General features: G+C 53.9%; 14 protein-coding genes. 11 read left to right on the forward strand and 3 right to left on the reverse strand.

The window, feature by feature from the left end:
• The first annotated feature begins 37 nt into the window (after nucleotides 1-37).
• From KQI79_RS11075 to KQI79_RS11100, 6 genes are all read left to right on the forward strand, one after another.
• Nucleotides 38-823, forward strand: a complete 786-nt coding sequence (locus tag KQI79_RS11075) for an SDR family NAD(P)-dependent oxidoreductase (RefSeq protein WP_216538293.1) — start codon at nucleotides 38-40, stop codon at nucleotides 821-823.
• Between the two features lie 19 nt (nucleotides 824-842).
• A complete protein-coding gene (locus KQI79_RS11080) occupies nucleotides 843-1,631 on the forward strand; it encodes an enoyl-CoA hydratase/isomerase family protein (protein ID WP_216538294.1) in 789 nt (262 codons plus the stop codon).
• 26 nt (nucleotides 1,632-1,657) lie between these two features.
• Nucleotides 1,658-2,725: an aldose 1-epimerase gene (locus tag KQI79_RS11085; protein ID WP_216538295.1), complete on the forward strand. Its 1,068-nt coding sequence runs from the start codon at nucleotides 1,658-1,660 to the stop codon at nucleotides 2,723-2,725.
• Complete coding sequence (locus tag KQI79_RS11090) at nucleotides 2,715-3,926, forward strand: CaiB/BaiF CoA transferase family protein (RefSeq protein WP_216538296.1); 1,212 nt, start codon at nucleotides 2,715-2,717, stop codon at nucleotides 3,924-3,926. The genes KQI79_RS11085 and KQI79_RS11090 overlap by 11 nt, the downstream gene beginning before the upstream one ends.
• 1 nt (nucleotide 3,927) lies before the next feature.
• On the forward strand, nucleotides 3,928-5,082 hold the full coding sequence (locus KQI79_RS11095; protein WP_216538297.1) for an ABC transporter substrate-binding protein: 1,155 nt from the start codon (nucleotides 3,928-3,930) through the stop codon (nucleotides 5,080-5,082).
• 436 nt (nucleotides 5,083-5,518) lie between these two features.
• Complete coding sequence (locus KQI79_RS11100; RefSeq protein ID WP_216538298.1) at nucleotides 5,519-6,418, forward strand: transposase; 900 nt, start codon at nucleotides 5,519-5,521, stop codon at nucleotides 6,416-6,418.
• 388 nt (nucleotides 6,419-6,806) lie between these two features.
• Here the strand turns inward: KQI79_RS11100 and KQI79_RS11105 are convergent, their stop codons facing one another.
• The 3 genes from KQI79_RS11105 to KQI79_RS11115 all read right to left on the reverse strand — a co-directional run bounded on the left by KQI79_RS11105 (nucleotide 6,807) and on the right by KQI79_RS11115 (nucleotide 10,834).
• On the reverse strand, nucleotides 6,807-7,241 hold the full coding sequence (locus tag KQI79_RS11105; protein WP_216538299.1) for a hypothetical protein: 435 nt from the start codon (nucleotides 7,239-7,241) through the stop codon (nucleotides 6,807-6,809).
• Between the two features lie 136 nt (nucleotides 7,242-7,377).
• Nucleotides 7,378-8,997, reverse strand: a complete 1,620-nt coding sequence (locus KQI79_RS11110) for a response regulator (protein WP_216538300.1) — start codon at nucleotides 8,995-8,997, stop codon at nucleotides 7,378-7,380.
• A complete protein-coding gene (locus KQI79_RS11115) occupies nucleotides 8,990-10,834 on the reverse strand; it encodes a sensor histidine kinase (RefSeq protein WP_216538301.1) in 1,845 nt (614 codons plus the stop codon). The genes KQI79_RS11110 and KQI79_RS11115 overlap by 8 nt, the downstream gene beginning before the upstream one ends.
• Nucleotides 10,835-11,020: 186 nt before the next feature.
• On the opposite strand from KQI79_RS11115, the gene KQI79_RS11120 reads away from it, so the two are divergent.
• From KQI79_RS11120 to KQI79_RS11140, 5 genes are all read left to right on the forward strand, one after another.
• Nucleotides 11,021-12,322 (forward strand): ABC transporter substrate-binding protein, encoded by a 1,302-nt coding sequence (locus tag KQI79_RS11120; protein WP_216538302.1) that lies wholly within the window; start codon nucleotides 11,021-11,023, stop codon nucleotides 12,320-12,322.
• Between the two features lie 95 nt (nucleotides 12,323-12,417).
• Nucleotides 12,418-13,299 carry a carbohydrate ABC transporter permease gene (locus KQI79_RS11125; protein ID WP_216538303.1) on the forward strand — a complete coding sequence of 294 codons (882 nt, stop codon included), beginning with the start codon at nucleotides 12,418-12,420 and terminating at the stop codon, nucleotides 13,297-13,299.
• Nucleotides 13,300-13,310: 11 nt separating this feature from the next.
• The gene (locus KQI79_RS11130) at nucleotides 13,311-14,135 is read left to right on the forward strand and encodes a carbohydrate ABC transporter permease (RefSeq protein ID WP_216538304.1); all 825 of its coding nucleotides are present in this window, start codon (nucleotides 13,311-13,313) and stop codon (nucleotides 14,133-14,135) included.
• A 12-nt stretch (nucleotides 14,136-14,147) separates the two neighbouring features.
• On the forward strand, nucleotides 14,148-15,857 hold the full coding sequence (locus KQI79_RS11135) for a glycoside hydrolase family 66 protein (RefSeq protein ID WP_216538305.1): 1,710 nt from the start codon (nucleotides 14,148-14,150) through the stop codon (nucleotides 15,855-15,857).
• Nucleotides 15,858-15,875: 18 nt separating this feature from the next.
• Nucleotides 15,876-17,591, forward strand: a complete 1,716-nt coding sequence (locus KQI79_RS11140; protein WP_216538306.1) for a glycoside hydrolase family 13 protein — start codon at nucleotides 15,876-15,878, stop codon at nucleotides 17,589-17,591.
• Nucleotides 17,592-17,767: the final 176 nt, after the last annotated feature.

Here is a 17,767-nt window from a genome sequence, read left to right on the forward strand (position 1 = left end):
TATCGAATACTAACACGGATAGAAGGAGAGGTTCCGATTGACGCCTAACGTGATTTTTCAATTTCAAGGACAGGTTGCCGTCGTGACGGGAGGTTCCAAAGGGATCGGCGAAGCGGCGGTGCGCGGATTCGCGGCGGCGGGCGCGACGACGGTCATCGCCGATCTGGACGAGGCCCGCGGCCGGCTGCTGGAAAGCGAACTGCGCGGGGAAGGCACGGACGCGCATTTCATTCCCGTCGACGTCGGCAGCGACGAGCAGATGAAGCGGCTGATGGAGCAGGCGTTTTCCTTACGGGGCAGGCTCGACTTTCTATATAACAACGCCGGAGTGGCAATAGCCGGAGAGGCTGCGCTGACGAGCGATTCGGATTGGCAGAAGGTGTTGAACATCAATTTGGGCGGCGTATTTCGCGGGTGCAAATACGCGATCCCCTATATGCGGCGGCAAGGCAAAGGGGCGATCGTCAATTGCGCGTCGACCCAGGCGCTGAACGGCTTCGTCGGATGGGCGGCCTACAGCGCGTCCAAAGGCGGCATTCTCGCCTTCACGCGGCAGACGGCTGTGGAATACGCGAGGCAGGGCATTCGCATCAACGCCGTGGCGCCGGGCACGATTATGACGCCGATGAACGAGCGGATATTTGCGGAAGCGGAAGATCCCGACGCGCTGATCCGGCTCTGGAACGAAGCGCATCCGATCGGCAGATTCGGACAGCCCGAAGAGGTCGCGAATTTGGTCCTGTTTCTGTGCAGCGACGCCGCTTCGTTTATTACGGGCCAGACGTTCGCGGCGGACGGCGGCCAGTCGGTCAGGGGCGAATAACGGCAAAGGAGGATGACCAATGAGCATGAATCATTACGACTATATCAAGGTCGAGCAAGACGGAGGGGTCGCGACGCTCACGCTGCTGCGCGAGGCGAAGCTGAACGCGATGAACAGCGCCATGATGGCGGAGCTGACGGACTGCTTCCGCCGCATACACGAACGAGCGGATGTGCGCGCCGCGATACTGACCGGATCCGGCAAGGCGTTCATGGCGGGGGCGGATATCGAGGAATACAGCGGATTCGACTTGGGCGCTTTCTTCGCGTTTCAGAACAAGGGGCGCGACATGTACCGGGCGATCGAGGAATGCGCGAAGCCGGTCGTTGCCGCGGTCAACGGGTACGCGCTTGGCGGAGGGTTCGAATTGGCGCTCGCCTGCGATTTGATCGTCGCTTCGGAGAAAGCGAAGTTCGGGCTGCCGGAAGTGAAGCTGGGCCTTGTTCCGGGCGGAGGCGGCATTCAGAAGGCGCTCCGCGCCGTCGGCCCTTATGCGGCTAAGGAAATGCTCATGACGGGGAGATTTTTGTCCGCCGGGGAAGCCATGGAGCTGCGTATCGTCAATGAAGTGACGGAACCGGAGCGGTTGCTCCCTGCCGCCGCGTCGCTTGCGCAACAGATCGCGGAGAAAGCGCCGCTTGCCGTGCAAGCCTTGAAGAAGCTCGTGAACGAGGGGCGCGACGCCAGTTTGGAAACGGCCCAAGCTTACGACAGAAGCTATTTGGCGAGTCTTTTCTACAGCCGGGACGCGCAGGAAGGCATTGCCGCTTTCGTTGAGAAACGCGATCCGGTATTCATTGGCAAATAAATTGCTTGCGACGAGGTGGGACGATTATGCGATTCCGGGCTTACGAAGAAACCGGCGCTTCCGGCCGCGCCATCGTGCTTGCGGATACGGAGCATGACTCGCTTGCCATTATTGCGCCCGATGTCGGCTTCAATATGATCCGCTGCCGCTTGGGAGGACATGAAACGATCGAAGGACCTCCGGACAGGCAGACGCTTGCGCTGCGCTCGTCCGAATTCGGGGTTCCCCTGTTATGGCCGCCGGGCCGCATCGCTCGCGGGGCGTTTGCGTTTCGCGGCAAGCCGTACGCGTATCCGGTGCATGAGGGAATCCATCATCTGCACGGCGAGATTCGCATGCGGCCATGGAACGTCGTATCGCTGGAGGCGGACCAAGAGGGGAGCGCCTCGGCGACGGCGGAGTTCCGTTTCGAGCGGACGGAAGCTTCGCCCGCTTATTACCCGCATTCCGTCGCGCTTCGCATGACTTGGCGCTTGTGCGGCAAGCGGGTCTTCGGAACGATCGAGGCGGCCAACGAGGGCGAGGAGGAAGTTCCGTTCGGTTTCGGCCTGCATCCGTATTTCGCGTTTCGCGGTGCGGCGGAGGAAGTTGCGTTCAAGGCGGATGCCGCGTTGCAGTATTTCGCCGACGCGGACGGAGTCTGTCGCCGGATGCCCGTTCGTACCGGCTTATGCGAAGAGATGGGTGAAGAGTTGACGTTGGATCGGCTGCCGAAAGATGTAGATCATTTCGTGTTCAGGATGAAAGAAGACGCAAGACATTGCGAGATCTTCCGCAAAGAGGATAACTTGCGGATCCGGTTCGACTACGATCGCGGATTTCCTTATCTCATCGTCTTCAAACCGGCTTGGATGAACGCGTTGTCGCTTGAACCTTGGAGCTGCATCTCGGATGCGAATAATTCGCCCCTGCCGCCGAAATGGACGGGGGCGGCGGGGCTTCAAGCGGGAGAACGGCGCCGGATGGAATGGTCGTGGCAGGCGGAATCGATGGAAGGAGAAGCTCGAAGCGAGCAAGAAGCGAGCAAGGAGCAAACAAGGAGTAAGCAAGGAGCAAGGCTTCCCTCCGCAGAAGGCTCCCGATATGCAAGATGAAAGGATGGAAGACATGGAGAAGGCACTCAAAGGCATTAAAGTTCTGGATTTTACCCATTTGCTGCAAGGCCCTTTCGCGACGCAAATGCTCGGCGATCTGGGAGCGGACGTCATCAAAGTCGAACGGAAAGGAAGCGGCGATAGCTACCGCGCATGGTCTTTCCTGAAATATTGGGTGGGGGGAACGGAGTCGCCTTGTTTTCTGGCGTTCAACCGGAACAAGCGCTCTCTCGCGCTCGACTTGAAGTCGCAGGAAGCGAAGGACGTCATTTATAGGCTGGTACGGGAATGCGATTTCGTCATCGAAAATTTCCGGCCGGGCGTGATGGAGAAGCTGGGATTCGGCTATGAGGATTTCAAGAAAATCAATCCCCGCATCATTTACTGTTCCAGCACCGGTTACGGGCAGGACGGACCGTACGCGGAGCGGCCGGGCCAAGATCTGATGATTCAATGCCTTAGCGGTCTGACAACGCTGACCGGTCGCAAAGATGCCGATCCGACGCCGCTCGGGACGGGCATCGCCGATCAGTTGGGCGCCTACAATATCGTATACGGATTGCTATCCGCCCTCTATTATCGGGAGCGGACAGGCAAAGGGCAGAAGATCGATATCAATCTGTTCCAATGCTTGCTTACCCATCAGCTTCAAGAATTCGCGGTAACGCTCAATTCGGGACGGTTGTTCGAACGCCCGCTGTCGGGAATCGCCCACCCGGGACAGTCGGCGCCGTTCGGCATATACCGGACTTCGGACGGCTATGTATGCATCTCGGTCAACCCGATTCCGATACTGGCGGAAGTGTTGGAAGACGAAGGGCTGAACGAATATAACGATCCCGACACGCTGTACGATAAACGGGACGAGGTGTTCTACCGCATTCAAGCGAGCGTGGTGAAACGGCCAACCGCCTATTGGGTCGAGAAAATGCTGGAACGCGATATGTGGGTATCCGAAGTCAAGAACCATCTGGAAGTCGAACAGGATCCGCAAGCCGTTCATTTGCAGGCGTTTACGAGCTATCAACATCCTACCGCGGGCGAGGTGAAGACGGTCAATATCCCGGTCAAATTCAGCGAAACCCCGGGCGAAATCGTTCGACATCCTCCGCTTGTCGGCGAGCATAACGAGGAAATATTGAGAGAGCTTGGGTATGACAGCGCCAGCATTGCCGGCATGAAAGGCAAAGGGGTGATCTGACGTGATTGCGCTCAAGGGCATGACATGGGATCACGAGCGGGGGTACGATCCGCTGCTGCGAACGACCGAACGGTTTGCCGCGCACTATCCGGACGTAACGATTCATTGGGACCGCCGGTCGTTGAAAGACTTCGGGGATTACCCGGTGGACGCGCTGGCGCAGGAATACGATCTTCTTATGATCGATCATCCTCATGTTGGCATCTGCTCGGCGAATGGCGTGCTTGTTCCGCTGGACGATTGGATTCCGGCGGATTACCTCGCCGATCAATCCGAAGGCAGCGTAGGGCCGAGCCATCGGAGTTACCAATGGGGCGGCCGCCAATGGGCGCTCGCGGTCGATGCCGCGGCGCAGGTGTCTTCGTATCGGCCCGACCTGCTGCAGGGGTATAAGCTTCCGTCGACCTGGACGGAAGTGCGCAAGCTGGCCGATGCCTTGCCTTCTGGCCGCAAGATCGGCTGGCCCCTCTGTCCGACGGATGCGATGTGCAGCTTCCTGTCGCTATGCGCCAACATCGGAGGGGCGTCGTTCTTCGACGAAGCGGCCGGCATACCGCGCACGACCGGAGAAGCTGCGCTCGCCTTCCTTGACGGAATGCTTCCGCTGCTTCATGAATGCTCGCTCGCTTCGAATCCGATCCAAATGTACGACCGGATGTCGTCCACGGACGAGATCGCGTACGTGCCGCTCGCCTTCGGATATACGAACTATGCCAGAGCGAGCTGCGCGGGCCGCCGGTTGCGGTTCGCCGATATTCCTTCGATGACGGGCGCACCCGAGCAAGCGTTACTGGGCGGAGTTGGGATCGCCGTCTCGGCCCGTTCGGAACATATTCCCGTTGCCGTTCGGTACGCGATGTTCGTTGCCAGCCCCGAAGTGCAGCGCACGATCTATTATGAGGCGGGCGGGCAACCGGGGCATGCGGCGGCCTGGACGGATGAGCGGATCAACGGGGACTGCGGCGATTTCTTCGTTGCCACGCGCCGAACGATGGAGAACAGTTACATGAGACCGAGACATCCGGCGTTTCCCGCTTATCAGGAGCAAGCCGGCGTCATTCTTCACGAAGCGTTGGAGCGCTCGTTGGCGGGGCGGCCGCTCTCCGAATCCGCGACGTTGGCGGAATTGAACCGGTTGTACGCTTCGTTTATTTGAAGACATGAACGGATGACGAGAAAACCTCCAATCCACTTCGCACCTAGGTGGCGTTTGGAGATGGAGGTTTTTTTGGCGTTAAAATCGGGCATTTGCATGTTGTATCCCCCCCATACTCATGATTTTTTCCCCTTCTGTCAAAATCCCCTTCGTTCAGAAAGCTGGAGAATAACTGTTTCGTCATCGGCCCTGGGTTGTCGATCCTGAGTTTTCGTCCGCACCATCTCCTTCCGTCCCCTTCTGTCGAAATCCCCTTCGCTCAGAGAGCTGCAGAATAACTGTTTCGTTCATATATTCAAGCAGGGAAGACTTTAATTCGGCAAAGGCGAACTAGTTTTTCTTCCAAAAAAATAAAAATAGAGATTGTATACAGAACATATGTTTGATATAATGAAAGGGAACGTAGGTTTCCATTATTGTGACGGGAGGTTATTCCATGACCGAGTTGTTATCCTTTGAAGCGTTCTCAGCCTATTATGAGAAGGAAGAGACGTGTGTACAAGCATGGTTCGAGATGCGATGGCCGGACGGCTTTCGCTGCCCCCGGTGTCAGCATCCCGGCGCTTACGTCATTATGACCCGCAGACTTCCTTTATACGAGTGTCAAAGCTGCAGAGCGCAGACCTCGCTTATTGCGGGGACGGTCATGGAAGGCAGCCGCACTTCGCTGCACAAATGGTTTCAGGCGATCTATCTTCATTCCCGGCCGGAGAGCGTCAACGCGGTCCAATTAGCCCGGATCATTGAGGTCACCTACAAAACGGCTTGGCTGATCTGCCATAAGCTTCGGCATGCCATGTCTCAAACCGAATCGGCGGAGCTGTTGTCCGGGCTGGTTCGCATTTCGGAGGCCATCTATGCAAGACGGATTACGCCGCCCTTTTGGTCATGGCACGTGCCGGAACAACCTCTTTTGGTCGGTGTCTCGACGGACGACAACGGAACCATCCTCAAGTTGAAAATAGAGAAGCAAAAGAAAGAAAAAATCAAAGACCCCTATACGCCTTTTTCGGTTGAAGGTTTTATCGATCGTCATGTGGAAAGGAAAGCGGCAGCCCATGCCGTTGTAACGCGCTGTACGGGGCGCAGGCGCAACCTCAGATTGATCTCACTTGCGTGGGAAGCGGAGAAATGGTTGGCAGCTTTGTTTGGAGGGATTGGCAGCAAACATTTGCAAGCTTATCTAAATCAATTTTGCTATATGTTTAATCATTTCCGGCAGTCTCTGCTCAAACCGCTGTTTGATAGCTGTGTGAAGTCTCGAACGATTACTTATCGGGAGCTTGTCGGCAGTGACGCTGAATCGGGCATGACTCATTATCAAATCGCATCCTAGTTTGAGAAGCGTTTCATTTCTTTAATTGGATTGTCATTGTTTCATTTTACATCGGCTGTGGACAAATGTTGTGCATGTCTGTCCTGTTGAGGCGCCCGAAATATTCATTTCAAATGGTAGCTGGTACGTGAATTCCTTTTGTACCTTATATCCTGAGCGACGGGGATATCGACAGAAGGCGGAAAAAAGGGGGATATCGCCCCCGCCGCATAACGAAAAAGGGGAGGCTCCCCACAAGGATAGAAAACGAAAGGGGCGAACCCCGCAAGGATAGAAGCGAGAGGAGGACCCCCGCAAGGATAGAAGACAGTGAGCGTTGGCAACAAAAAAGAACCTTGAAAGGTTCTCGAAAGGTCCTTGTTTTGTTTCCTCGCGCAAAGTATTTAGGTTAAATCGAGCCGCTTGGGACGGCTCCGCCGTAGACGCTCTGCGTAATGATCTCGGATACTTCCGATATGTACGCTTCATAGGCGTCGGGAGAGAGGCTTCCGCTAGCGAGGCGCATGTCCAGTTGCTCCGTTAATTCGGCGACTTGCAGATCGATCACGTTCTGCACATCCGCATCGTTGCTTGCGGCGATGTCCGCCAATGATTTGCCGTTATACAGGTCGTCATAGATTTCTTCATCCGATGCGGCGCCAAGCACTTGCTGCAGTTGATTCTGTGCGTCAGCGTCTTGAGTCCTTTGATCGGCTCCTTTGAATTTGCAACAAGTGCTATATTTATCGCCAATCGCCGCGGCGTTCGTTTCTTCATTCCACACGACGCCAATGGCTATGGCGACCGCCATCGTACTGACGATAATGATTCGTTTCGGGCTCATATGGTAAAATCCTCGTTTCCGGGGCGATGATTGCAAATACTTTTTGCCCCTAACATACTTCTACGGATCGGATTGAATTTCGTTGCAAAAAATTTTTGTAACGAAAGGGACCAACCCAACCGGCTCTCACTCCACATCATGACGAACGGTACTTCTCCTGAAACTCCCCTGGCGGCATGCCGTAATGCTGCTTGAAGACATGCGAGAAATGTTTCGAGCTTAAATATCCGACCTTGGCCGCGATGTCGGCGATTTTGTGGCGGCTGGATTGCTTGAGCAGCTTGGCGGCTTGTTCCATGCGGACTCGGGTCAGGAATTTGATATACCCTTCTTGATGGCGCTGGCTGAAGACGCTGCTTAAATAAGCGGAAGAGACGCCGATTTTCTCGGCGATGAGGGCGAGGCTGATCGGCTCGCCGTAATGTTCGCATATATAAGCTTTCGCCCGGGCGACCATATCCTGCTCGTCCCATCCGTTCGGAGCGTGGCCGCCGCGCAACCGTTGCAAAGCTTCCTTGAAAATGTCCACTACATTTTCTCGAGTCAGGCGGTCGTTATAGATCGCCAATTTCTTCAGCGCGTTGATGGCCGCTTCCGTCTGTTCCGGCAGCTTGTCGGTCCGGACGGATTCGACATACCGAATCATCGCAATGCCGAACAATTGCGCTTGCCGAACGCCGACCGGTTCGATGCAGTCGGCATATTGGCGCAATGGCGCGAGATAAGCCCATTCGTCCGGTTCGCGCAGGGCGGCGCCAATATTCAGGAGACAATGATCGATCTCGCGGATCAGCGCCTGGTCCCGCGACGTATGCCCGGGATCGGCGTCGTAACCGTACAGCTTCCCCGTTCCATGAATCAACCGCATTTGAATGCCGTCCCGGGCATGCCGGTACGAAACGTCCAATTGCAATACGTCGCTAACGGCCGTGCCGATCGCCCCGGTAATTGTCAGCTTCGTATGGCGAAGCAGCGCCTCGGACAACGGTTCATAAAGCCGGCGGCAATTCGCCGCAATATGTCGTTCGTCCTCTCCCGTCACGAATACGCAAGTATTCTGTTCCGTATCGTTGAAGACGATGCCGAGTCCAAGCTCCTCCGCGAGTTCCTCCGCCATTTGGCGCACAATAAACCGGAAGACGGAGCTGTCGGACGCGGCGCCCGATTGGGCGAGCAGCACATTCTCGTCCAAGGCCAGCACCATAACGGCGGCATCCGCCTCGATCAGATTGACCTTTAATCTGTACATAAGGGGATGCAGCGTTTTGACGTCGATATCGTTGCCGGTGGCTGCCGCAGCCAGAAACTGCTTGATCACTTGCTTATGCGTCATTTCCGACACGCTCTTCATCGCTTGCAGCGCCAGTTCGTTGGTGGACGACTGTTCGAGCTCGCGTTCGATCATGTCCAGCGCCTGCGTCAACTCTTCCTTCAGAATCGGCTTTAATAAATAATTGTCGACCCCGTAACGAATCGCTTCCTGCGCGAGCGGAAATTCGTCGTACCCGGAGAGAATAATGATTTTCTGCTGCGGAAACCGGGCGGCAATCAGACGGCATAGCTCCAAACCGTCCATCTCCGACATTTTAATATCGGTAATGACCAGATCGTACCGCTCCTGCTGCATCATTTCCCAAGCGTCACGCCCGTCGATCGCGACGGAGCGGACCTCCCACCGTTCCTTCCAGCGGGGAATGTTCGTTTGCAGGAAATCTCGCGTCAATTTCTCGTCGTCGACCACTAATATGCTATACATGAGGACCATCCTTTTTTGCGATCGTTGCAGGGAATTTGATTTTCACCAACGTCCCCTGCCCCGGCGTACTGTTCACTTCGAGACCGTATGCGGGGCCGTATTTCATTTTGATCCGCTTATCGATATTGACAAGGCCGATCCCGGCGCCGTTCCCTGGCTTCATGGGCGTATCCGGCAGCCGCTCTTCCGGCGAAGGCAATCCGCCTTGCAGTTTCTTCTGCAACGATCGGAGCTGCTCCTCGCTCATGCCTTTCCCGTCATCTTCGACGAGGAAGACGATCTGTTCTTCCGTTTGCCGCGCATCCACTCGAATCGTCGTTTGGCCCCGTTTCGCTTCGCAACCGTACACGACGGCATTCTCGACAATCGGCTGGAAAATAAACGGCGGAATGAGCGCTTGCAGCAAGCGATCGTCGATCGCAATACGGTACGCCAGCCGATCCTCGAACCGGCTGCATTGAATGTCCAAGTATGCGCGCAGCAATTCGATCTCCCGCTTGATCGTCACTTCCTTGTCCCAAGTCGTCATGCTCCGAAGCATGAAGCTGAGCTGATGAATATGCTTCAGCGCCTTCTCCTCTTGGTCGCTCTGCATGAGCAGCGAGATCATATTCAATGTGTTGAAGATGAAATGCGGGCGAATTTGGCTTTGCAGCGCGTTAATTTGCGCCTCTTGCTGCAGCAGCTTGGCCTCGTACACTTCCTTGACAAGCTCCGTATTGGTACGCAGCATGTCGTTCACTTTATCGATGAGCGCGTTAAAGGACGTGCCTAAATATCCGATTTCATCCGGGCCCGGATCCGGGTAGCGGACGTCCAACTGTCCTTGCTCCACCCGTTTCATTAACCGGACGATTTGCAGCAGCGGATGCAGAAACCGTCTTACGAAGAAGGCGAGCAACAAAATGGAGAGCAGCGAACAGAGTACGGCGAAGAGGAAAGCCGTATTTCTCGTTTGCACCGAATGCCGGTTGAGCTCATCGAGCGAGTTCACGGCGACGATCGTCCATTCGACCTTCGGAATGTCGGCGGAATTGACTAGAATTTGCCTGCGGTTTCGGTCGGTCGTCACGAAAGGCTGCTCCTTGACGGGAAGATGCCGGTATTCGTCCAGCAGCTCCCGGTTCCGCTCGTTGGCGTACACGATGTTGCGCTGCCGGTCCATGATGAAGAAGCTGCCTTTTTGCCCGACGTTAACTTTTTCCGAGATGTTCCGAATGCCTTCATAATTGGCGTCGACCTTGATCGCGCCCAAAATTTTATTCGTATGGTCGATGCTGCGCAGCTGTTTGACGATGGAGAATACTTCCGCTTTATCATTCTTCACCATATGCTGCTGCTGCGCCGGAACGAAAATCGGGTCCTTCGTCGTCAACGCTTTTTGAAACCACGGATAATCCTGGAATGGCACGCTCGTATCGATCGACAACGGGAACCGCCCGCTAAAGTATATGTCGTCCGCTAGGATGAAGACGCGCAAAATATCTTTCCGCGGATAGATCATAATTTCATCCAAATAGTTTTCCAGCAATCTCCGTTTATAGAGCTGTTCCAGACTGTCGAGCGGATGTTGATGTTCGAGCGATTCCATCACTTCGTTGTTGCGGTACGGCGACAGCGACAGGCGGAATAATTCGTCCAGGTAGGTGCTGACGTTCATGGATACTTGCTCGATCGTTTGCTGCACCTGGTTGGCGGCTTGCCGCTGGAAGTCGTTCGTATATTTTAAATAGGATAAGACTGAGACTACGAATACGGAGACGAGCACGAAAATCGCGGTGAAAAATAATAGTTTGGCCCGAATGCTCCAGTTGCGGTATGACTTCAAACGCTTCATGCCCGATCACCTCTTATGAACAGTGTAAAGAATATGCCGTCCGTCTTTCAACAAATATGAAAAAACAGTACTTCGATCTAAAAAAGCCGGTGTTTCGCCAGCCGGCAATGTACCTTAACATAAGGAGTAGAAGGATTGGCCAATCCATATCCCTTCGGTTTGAAGAGACTTAGGAGGACATCGAAGATGAAACGATTTTTGTCATTATCATTAATCCTGGCGCTTGTCATTATTCTGGCAGCCGGATGCGGGGGCGGGGGAAGCGCGGATCAAGCCGAGCCCGGCAAAAAGGCGAATGTGACATTGCAATTTTTCACCGGCAAAGTGGAAACGGTCGATCTGATGAACGAATTGATCGCCAAGTTTGAAGCGGAAAATCCGGGGATCGAAGTAGAGCAAGAATTTCAAAAAGACGCAAGCAACGTATTTAAAGTGAAATTGGCTTCGGGAGACGTGCCGGACATTACGACGGTCGTATCCCAAGAATATATCGATCAGGGACAATATTTGGACCTATCCGACGAGCCGTTCTGGCCGCGCGTTCTGCCTTCCATTCAGGAGCTGACGGCCGACGTCAAAACCGGGAAGCATTACAAAGCCGCGTCCAATGTAACGATGGGCGGGATATTCTACAATAAGCAATTGTTTGACGAGTTGAATTTGAAGCCGGCGAATACGTGGGAGGAATTCAAGGCGAATCTTGCGGTGATCAAAGAGAAGCGTCCCGATGTGGTGCCGCTGTTCCTGGCCGGCAAAGAATCTTGGACGTTAGGGCAATTGGTTGAGTTCGTCGCCCATGGCCCGGTCAAGCAAGAGAAAGGCGTCTTGGAAGCGAAGAAGGCGTTTATCAATAACGACGAAAGCCAGCTTCAATTCGGCGAGCCGCAAGGCGCGATGGATATGTTCGCCCAGCGTCTGACGGAGCTTAAGGACGAAGGATTGATCAACGGCGACGCGATTACGGCGACGTACGACAATCAGAAAGAGGCGTTCGTGCAAGGGAAGGCCGCCATGATCATTCAAGGCATGTGGGTCATGGGCGACTTGCTCAAGATGGCGCCGGATTTCCAAGACAACATCGGATTCGCTGCGATTCCTTCGGTGGTAGACGGCTTGAAGCCTGTCGTCCTGTCGGCGGAAGATTCGGCTTATGCGATTACGGCGGAATCGAAGCATCCGGAAGAAGCGAAGAAGTTTCTGGACTTCCTGTTTCAGCCGGAAAATTTGAAGATATATAGCGAAGCGTTGAAATCGCCGGCAGCGTTCACGGATGTCGATGCCGATTGGGGACCGCTCAAAGACGCGGCGGCGCAGGCGCTGGAATCGAGCGCGGCGATCGCGTTCACGGATTGGCCGTCCGGATTCTCCGGAGACGATGCGGGACGCATGGTGCAGGAATTGTTGGTCGGCAAATATAAGAGCTCGCTGGAATTTGCCCAGGCGTTCCAAGACACATGGAATAAAGCTTGGCAAGCGAACAACAGATAAGAGGGAGGATGGAAGGGGGAGGCAAACGTCCGGCAGCGGGCGATGCGGCATCCCTTCCGTTTCTTTTTTAGCCTGGTTTTAAGGAGAGGTAAACCATGGGGTTTTTACGTGCGGTGAACAACAATTTGCATAAGTTTATGGCAATTCCGGCCATTGTATTGTTTGCTTTCTTTTTCATCTATCCGTTGGCGAAAGGCGTAGGCATCAGCTTGACCGATTCCAACGGGATATCGGCAGCGAATTTTGTCGGGCTCAGGAATTTTTCCGATTTTTTCCGGGACGACCGAGCGACGCACGATATGATGACGACGCTCCTGTTTGCGCTCGGCTGCGCGCCTTTGCTGAATATTTTCGGATTATTGTATGCTCTGCTGCTTGATCGCAAATTGGCGGGCAAAGGGATGGTAAGAGCGATCGTATATTTGCCAGCGGTAATCAGCCCGCTCATTATGGGGTATATTTGGTATTTTATTTTACAGCCGCAAAGAGGGTTTCTGTATCATCTCGGGGAGCAGTTCTATATAGAATTTCTGAAAAGCAACTGGCTGGGCGACAGTTCGAGCGCGCTTATCGTGCTCATTATCGTCAACGTTTGGCAATTCGTCGGCATGACGATGATCGTTTATTTGGCGGGACTGCAATCGATTCCTTCCGAACTGTACGAAGCGAGCAAAATCGACGGCGCTGGGGCTTGGTCGACGTTATGGAACGTAACCATTCCGATGCTGTACCCTTCGATCAAAATCAATGTGGTGACCAACATTATCGGCTCGCTCTCCGTATTCGACATCGTTGTGGCGTTGACGGACGGCGGTCCCGGCTACAGTACGGAAACGCTCAGCTTATATATTATGCGCATGCAATACGGAAGCTTTACCGGATATTCGACTGCCGTGGCGTTAATTTTGTTCTTGATCATTATTATCCCGGTTTCCTTGTTTCTATGGCTCACCAAAAATAAAGAAGTCGAGATGTAATGGGGGGGACGATGATGAAATCGATAGGTGTCATATTGAAATATGCGGCCGTCGCGGTCATTTGCATATTAGCGTTAATTCCGTTCTACGTTTTGTTCTATCTGTCGTTAAATACGCCATCCCGGACGTTGTTCGACGGCGTCTTGCTGCTGCCGGATTTTCATTTCAGCAATTATATCGAAGCTTGGCGGGTGTCCAACATCGGCACGGCCATCGTCAATTCGCTGATCATTACGATCGGGGCGCTCGCCGTCATGCTGGGGCTGGCAAGTGCGGCCGGTTATTCGATCGCCCGTTTTCCGCATAAAGTCAATATGCTTATTTTCAATGTGCTGCTCGTATGCATGATGGTTCCGGCGATTATTATTACCGTGCCTTTGTATACGTTAATGAGATCGATCGGCGGCATCAATACGCTTTGGGCGATGATTTTGCTGTTGGCGGCGAACGGGCTGCCGTTATCGGTGTTTTTGTACACCAGTTTCATTAAAGCCTTGCCGCGCGAGGTGGAGGAATCGGCCATTATCGACGGCTGCACCTATTTCAGCGCTTTTTGGCGGGTGACGTTTCATTTCCTTAAGCCGATTACGGCTTCGATCGTCATCCTGTCGGGGTTGGGGATATGGAATAACTATGCGCAATCGGTCTTTTTCTTGCAGAAAGAGCAAGTGCGGACGATTCCGCTGGCCGTGTCGATGTTTTTCCAGAAATACGGCGCGGATTGGAACTTGATGGCGGCAGCGGCGATGATCGGGCTGGCTCCCGCGGTGATCGCGTTTCTCATGTTCCAGAAATATTTTATTAAAGGAATTACAGCAGGTGCTGTGAAGGGATAGGAGAGGATTTTGTTGATTAAAGATGTATACCCGGTGTTGGCGCAATTCAGGAGCGGGCAACCGGTTGATATTGCCGTAGAACTGCATAATGAAGCGAACGAAGCGAAAACATGGCGGCTCGAAATCAAAGTCTGCTGGCTGAACCGGACGGTAGAGCGGGTCGTGCAAGAGGTTGTCATGTCTGCGGGGGAAGAACGGAAAATGACGGTACCGCTTAGTCCGCAGACGGCGGAGTTCAACGGGTACGGCGTGGACGTCTTCCTGGCGGAAGGAGAGGAACGGCGCTGGACCGCTTCGACCGCCTTCGACGTCGTGTCCGATTGGCGCAAATCGACGCGGTACGGATTTTTGAGCGATTTTTATACGAGTGAACTGGGCGATGGGGAAGATGTGCTCTGGATGAACAAGCTTCATCTCAACCTGGTGCAATTCTACGATTGGATGTATAAGCATGACGATCTCGTATGCGAGCAAAGCGAATATACCGATTTGATGGGCCGTACGTTGAATTTGGACGTCGTGAAGGAGAAGGTGGCGTTATGCCACGGCTTCGGCATGAAGGCGATCGCTTATGGCGCGATCTATGCGGCGAGCAAGCCCTTCTTCGAACGGCATCGCGATTGGGCGCTGTATCAAAGCGACGGCAAAGAATATGATTTTATTCAAATTTTCACCATTATGAATATCGAGGAAAAGTCGCCGTGGCGCGATCATATCATTGGCGAATACCGACGGACGATCGAGGAGGTCGATTTCGACGGCATTCATTTGGATACGTACGGGTTTCCGAAAACGGGAATTTCGAAGCTGGACGGTCCGGATTCGGAGCGCGTGGTGAGGCTGGAAGAGCATTTTCCAAGCTTTATCGATGAAACAAGAAGCGAATTGGTAAAGGTCAAGAACGATATTGGCCTCATCTTCAACAATGTCGGCAACTGGCCTGTCGATACGGTCGCTCCGGCCGGCCAGGACGCGATCTATATCGAAGTATGGAAGCCGTATGAGCGTTACCATCATATTCAACAAATATTGCGCTGGGCCCAACATTACGGCGAGGGCAAGCCGGTCATACTGGCGGCGTACTTGCAGCCTTTCCGCCTGGATACGCCTGTTCGCGCGCAATATTCGGCATTGCTCATGACCGCGGTCATTGCATCTCACGGCGGATATCATTTGTTGCTTGGGGAGAACGGCGGCGTGCTGACTCAGGCGTACTATGTGGATTATACGCAGACGGAACCGGACTTTTTGCGCAAAATACGCGATTATTACGATTTCAACATTCGGTATGCCAATCTGCTGTACCACGACTCGCTTCGCGACGTGTCCATGACGCATGTGGACGGCGACAATTTGGAGTATGTGTTTGAAAATGTAGACTACAGCACGTACGGCGAACCGGGCAAAGTATGGACGATCGTGCGGGAGAATGCCGATGTGAAAACGATCAGCTTCATCAATCTGACCAATAACGAGGAAGATTTGTGGAACGAAGGCAAGAATAAGCCGCATCCGGCGGCGGATATCCATGTGAAGGTGCTGCTCGAGCGGGAGGTCGAGGCGGTCTATCTGATGTCGCCGGATCGCAATATGGGCAGACCGGAGCCGGTCGAATACAAGATTACCGACAGTTTGCGAGGCAAGACGCTGGAAGCGACGCTTCCTGCGCTGGACGTGTGGAATCTATTGGCGATCGAACTTAAGCAAAAAGTTGACAGTTGATTACGGGGAGAGATGGATTTGGAACGGAAATGGTGGAAGGAAAGCGTCGTCTATCAGATTTATCCGCGCAGTTTTATGGATAGCAACGGGGACGGAATCGGCGATTTGCAGGGGATCGTCTCCAAGCTGGATTATTTAAAGGAACTGGGAATCGGCATTATTTGGCTCAGTCCGGTGTACGCTTCGCCCAATGACGACAACGGATACGATATTAGCGATTATCAAGCGATTATGGACGAGTTCGGGACGATGGAAGATTGGGAGGAACTGCTGCAGGAAGCCCACCGGCGCGGCATTCGGCTCGTTATGGATTTGGTCGTGAACCATACGTCGGACGAGCATGCCTGGTTCGTCGAAGCGCGTTCGTCCAAGGACAATCCAAAGCGGGACTATTATATTTGGCGTCCGGGACGGGAAGGCGGAGAAGGCGGAGAAGGCCGGGATGGACGGGATGGACGGGAACCGAACAATTGGGTGTCGTTCTTCGGCGGATCCGCCTGGAAGCTTGACGAGCAGACCGATGAATATTATTTGCATTTATTCTCGCAGAAACAGCCGGATTTGAACTGGGAGAACGAGAAGCTGCGCCGGGAGATTTACGATATGATGACATGGTGGCTGGATAAAGGCATCGACGGATTCCGTATGGATGTCATCAATCTCATTTCCAAGGATACGTCGTATCCCGATGCGGCAGAGGAATCCGCGGACCGGTATCAATGGGGCGGGCAATATTTCATGAACGGGCCGCGCATCCATGAGTTTCTGCAAGAGATGAACCGGGAAGTGCTGGCGAAGTACGATGTGATGACGGTCGGAGAAATGCCGGGTGCGACGGTCGAGGAAGCGGTGAAGTATACGTCTTCCGGGCGGGGCGAGTTGAACATGGTGTTCCAATTCGAGCATATGGAGCTTGATTCCGGCGTGAACAAATGGGATGTGAAGCCGTGGAAATTGGCCGATCTGAAGGCCGTCTTCAACAAATGGCAGACCGGATTGCAGGGCAAAGGCTGGAACAGCTTATACTTGAATAATCACGATCAGCCGCGAATGGTGTCGCGCTTCGGCGACGACGGCGAGTATCGCGTGGAATCCGCGAAGATGCTGGCGACATTTCTGCATATGCAGCAAGGCACGCCGTTTATTTATCAAGGGGAAGAGATCGGGATGACCAACGTCCGCTTCCCTTCGATTCAAGACTATCGGGATATCGAAATCTTGAATATGTATCGCGAGAAAATGGAGCAGGGCGCCGACGAACGGGAAGTGATGGAGGCGATCTATGCCAAAGGGCGGGACAATGCCCGCACCCCGTTCCAATGGAACGACGCCCCGCATGGCGGATTTACGACAGGCACGCCATGGCTCGCGGTCAACCCGAATTACAAGACGATCCATGCAAGCAAGGAGCAATCCGATCCGAACTCCATCTATCATTATTACCGGCAGCTTATTCGTCTGCGCCAGGAGCATGACATTATTGTGTACGGCGATTTCCGCATGCTGCTGCCCGAGCATGACCAAATTGTCGCCTATACGCGCAAGCTGGGCGGACAAACGCTGCTGGTCATCCTCAACTTCTCCGACGGCGAGCCGGAATGGCTGCCCCAACCGGGTGTAGACGCGGCGGGCGCCCGTCTGTTGATCGGGAACTATCCCGTGGCCGACGGGTCGGTACCCGGCGAACGGTTCGTATTGAAGCCGTATGAGGCGAGGGTGTATATTTGCGATTAAGCGTTGCGGCTAAAGCGGTAGGGCTAAGCTCCCGGACTTGTCCGGGGGTTTTTCTTAACATTATAGAATTTATAAAATTTTGGGGTGGGCAGGGCTTCCGCCTCGTTTTTGTTTTTGGTAAGGTTAGGATATGGAGACGAACGTGCTAAAACGAATCTTCTTTGATGAACATGGAC

Origin of the sequence: Paenibacillus sp. MSJ-34, from assembly GCF_018918005.1 — a bacterium.
Lineage (GTDB): Bacteria > Bacillota > Bacilli > Paenibacillales > Paenibacillaceae > MSJ-34.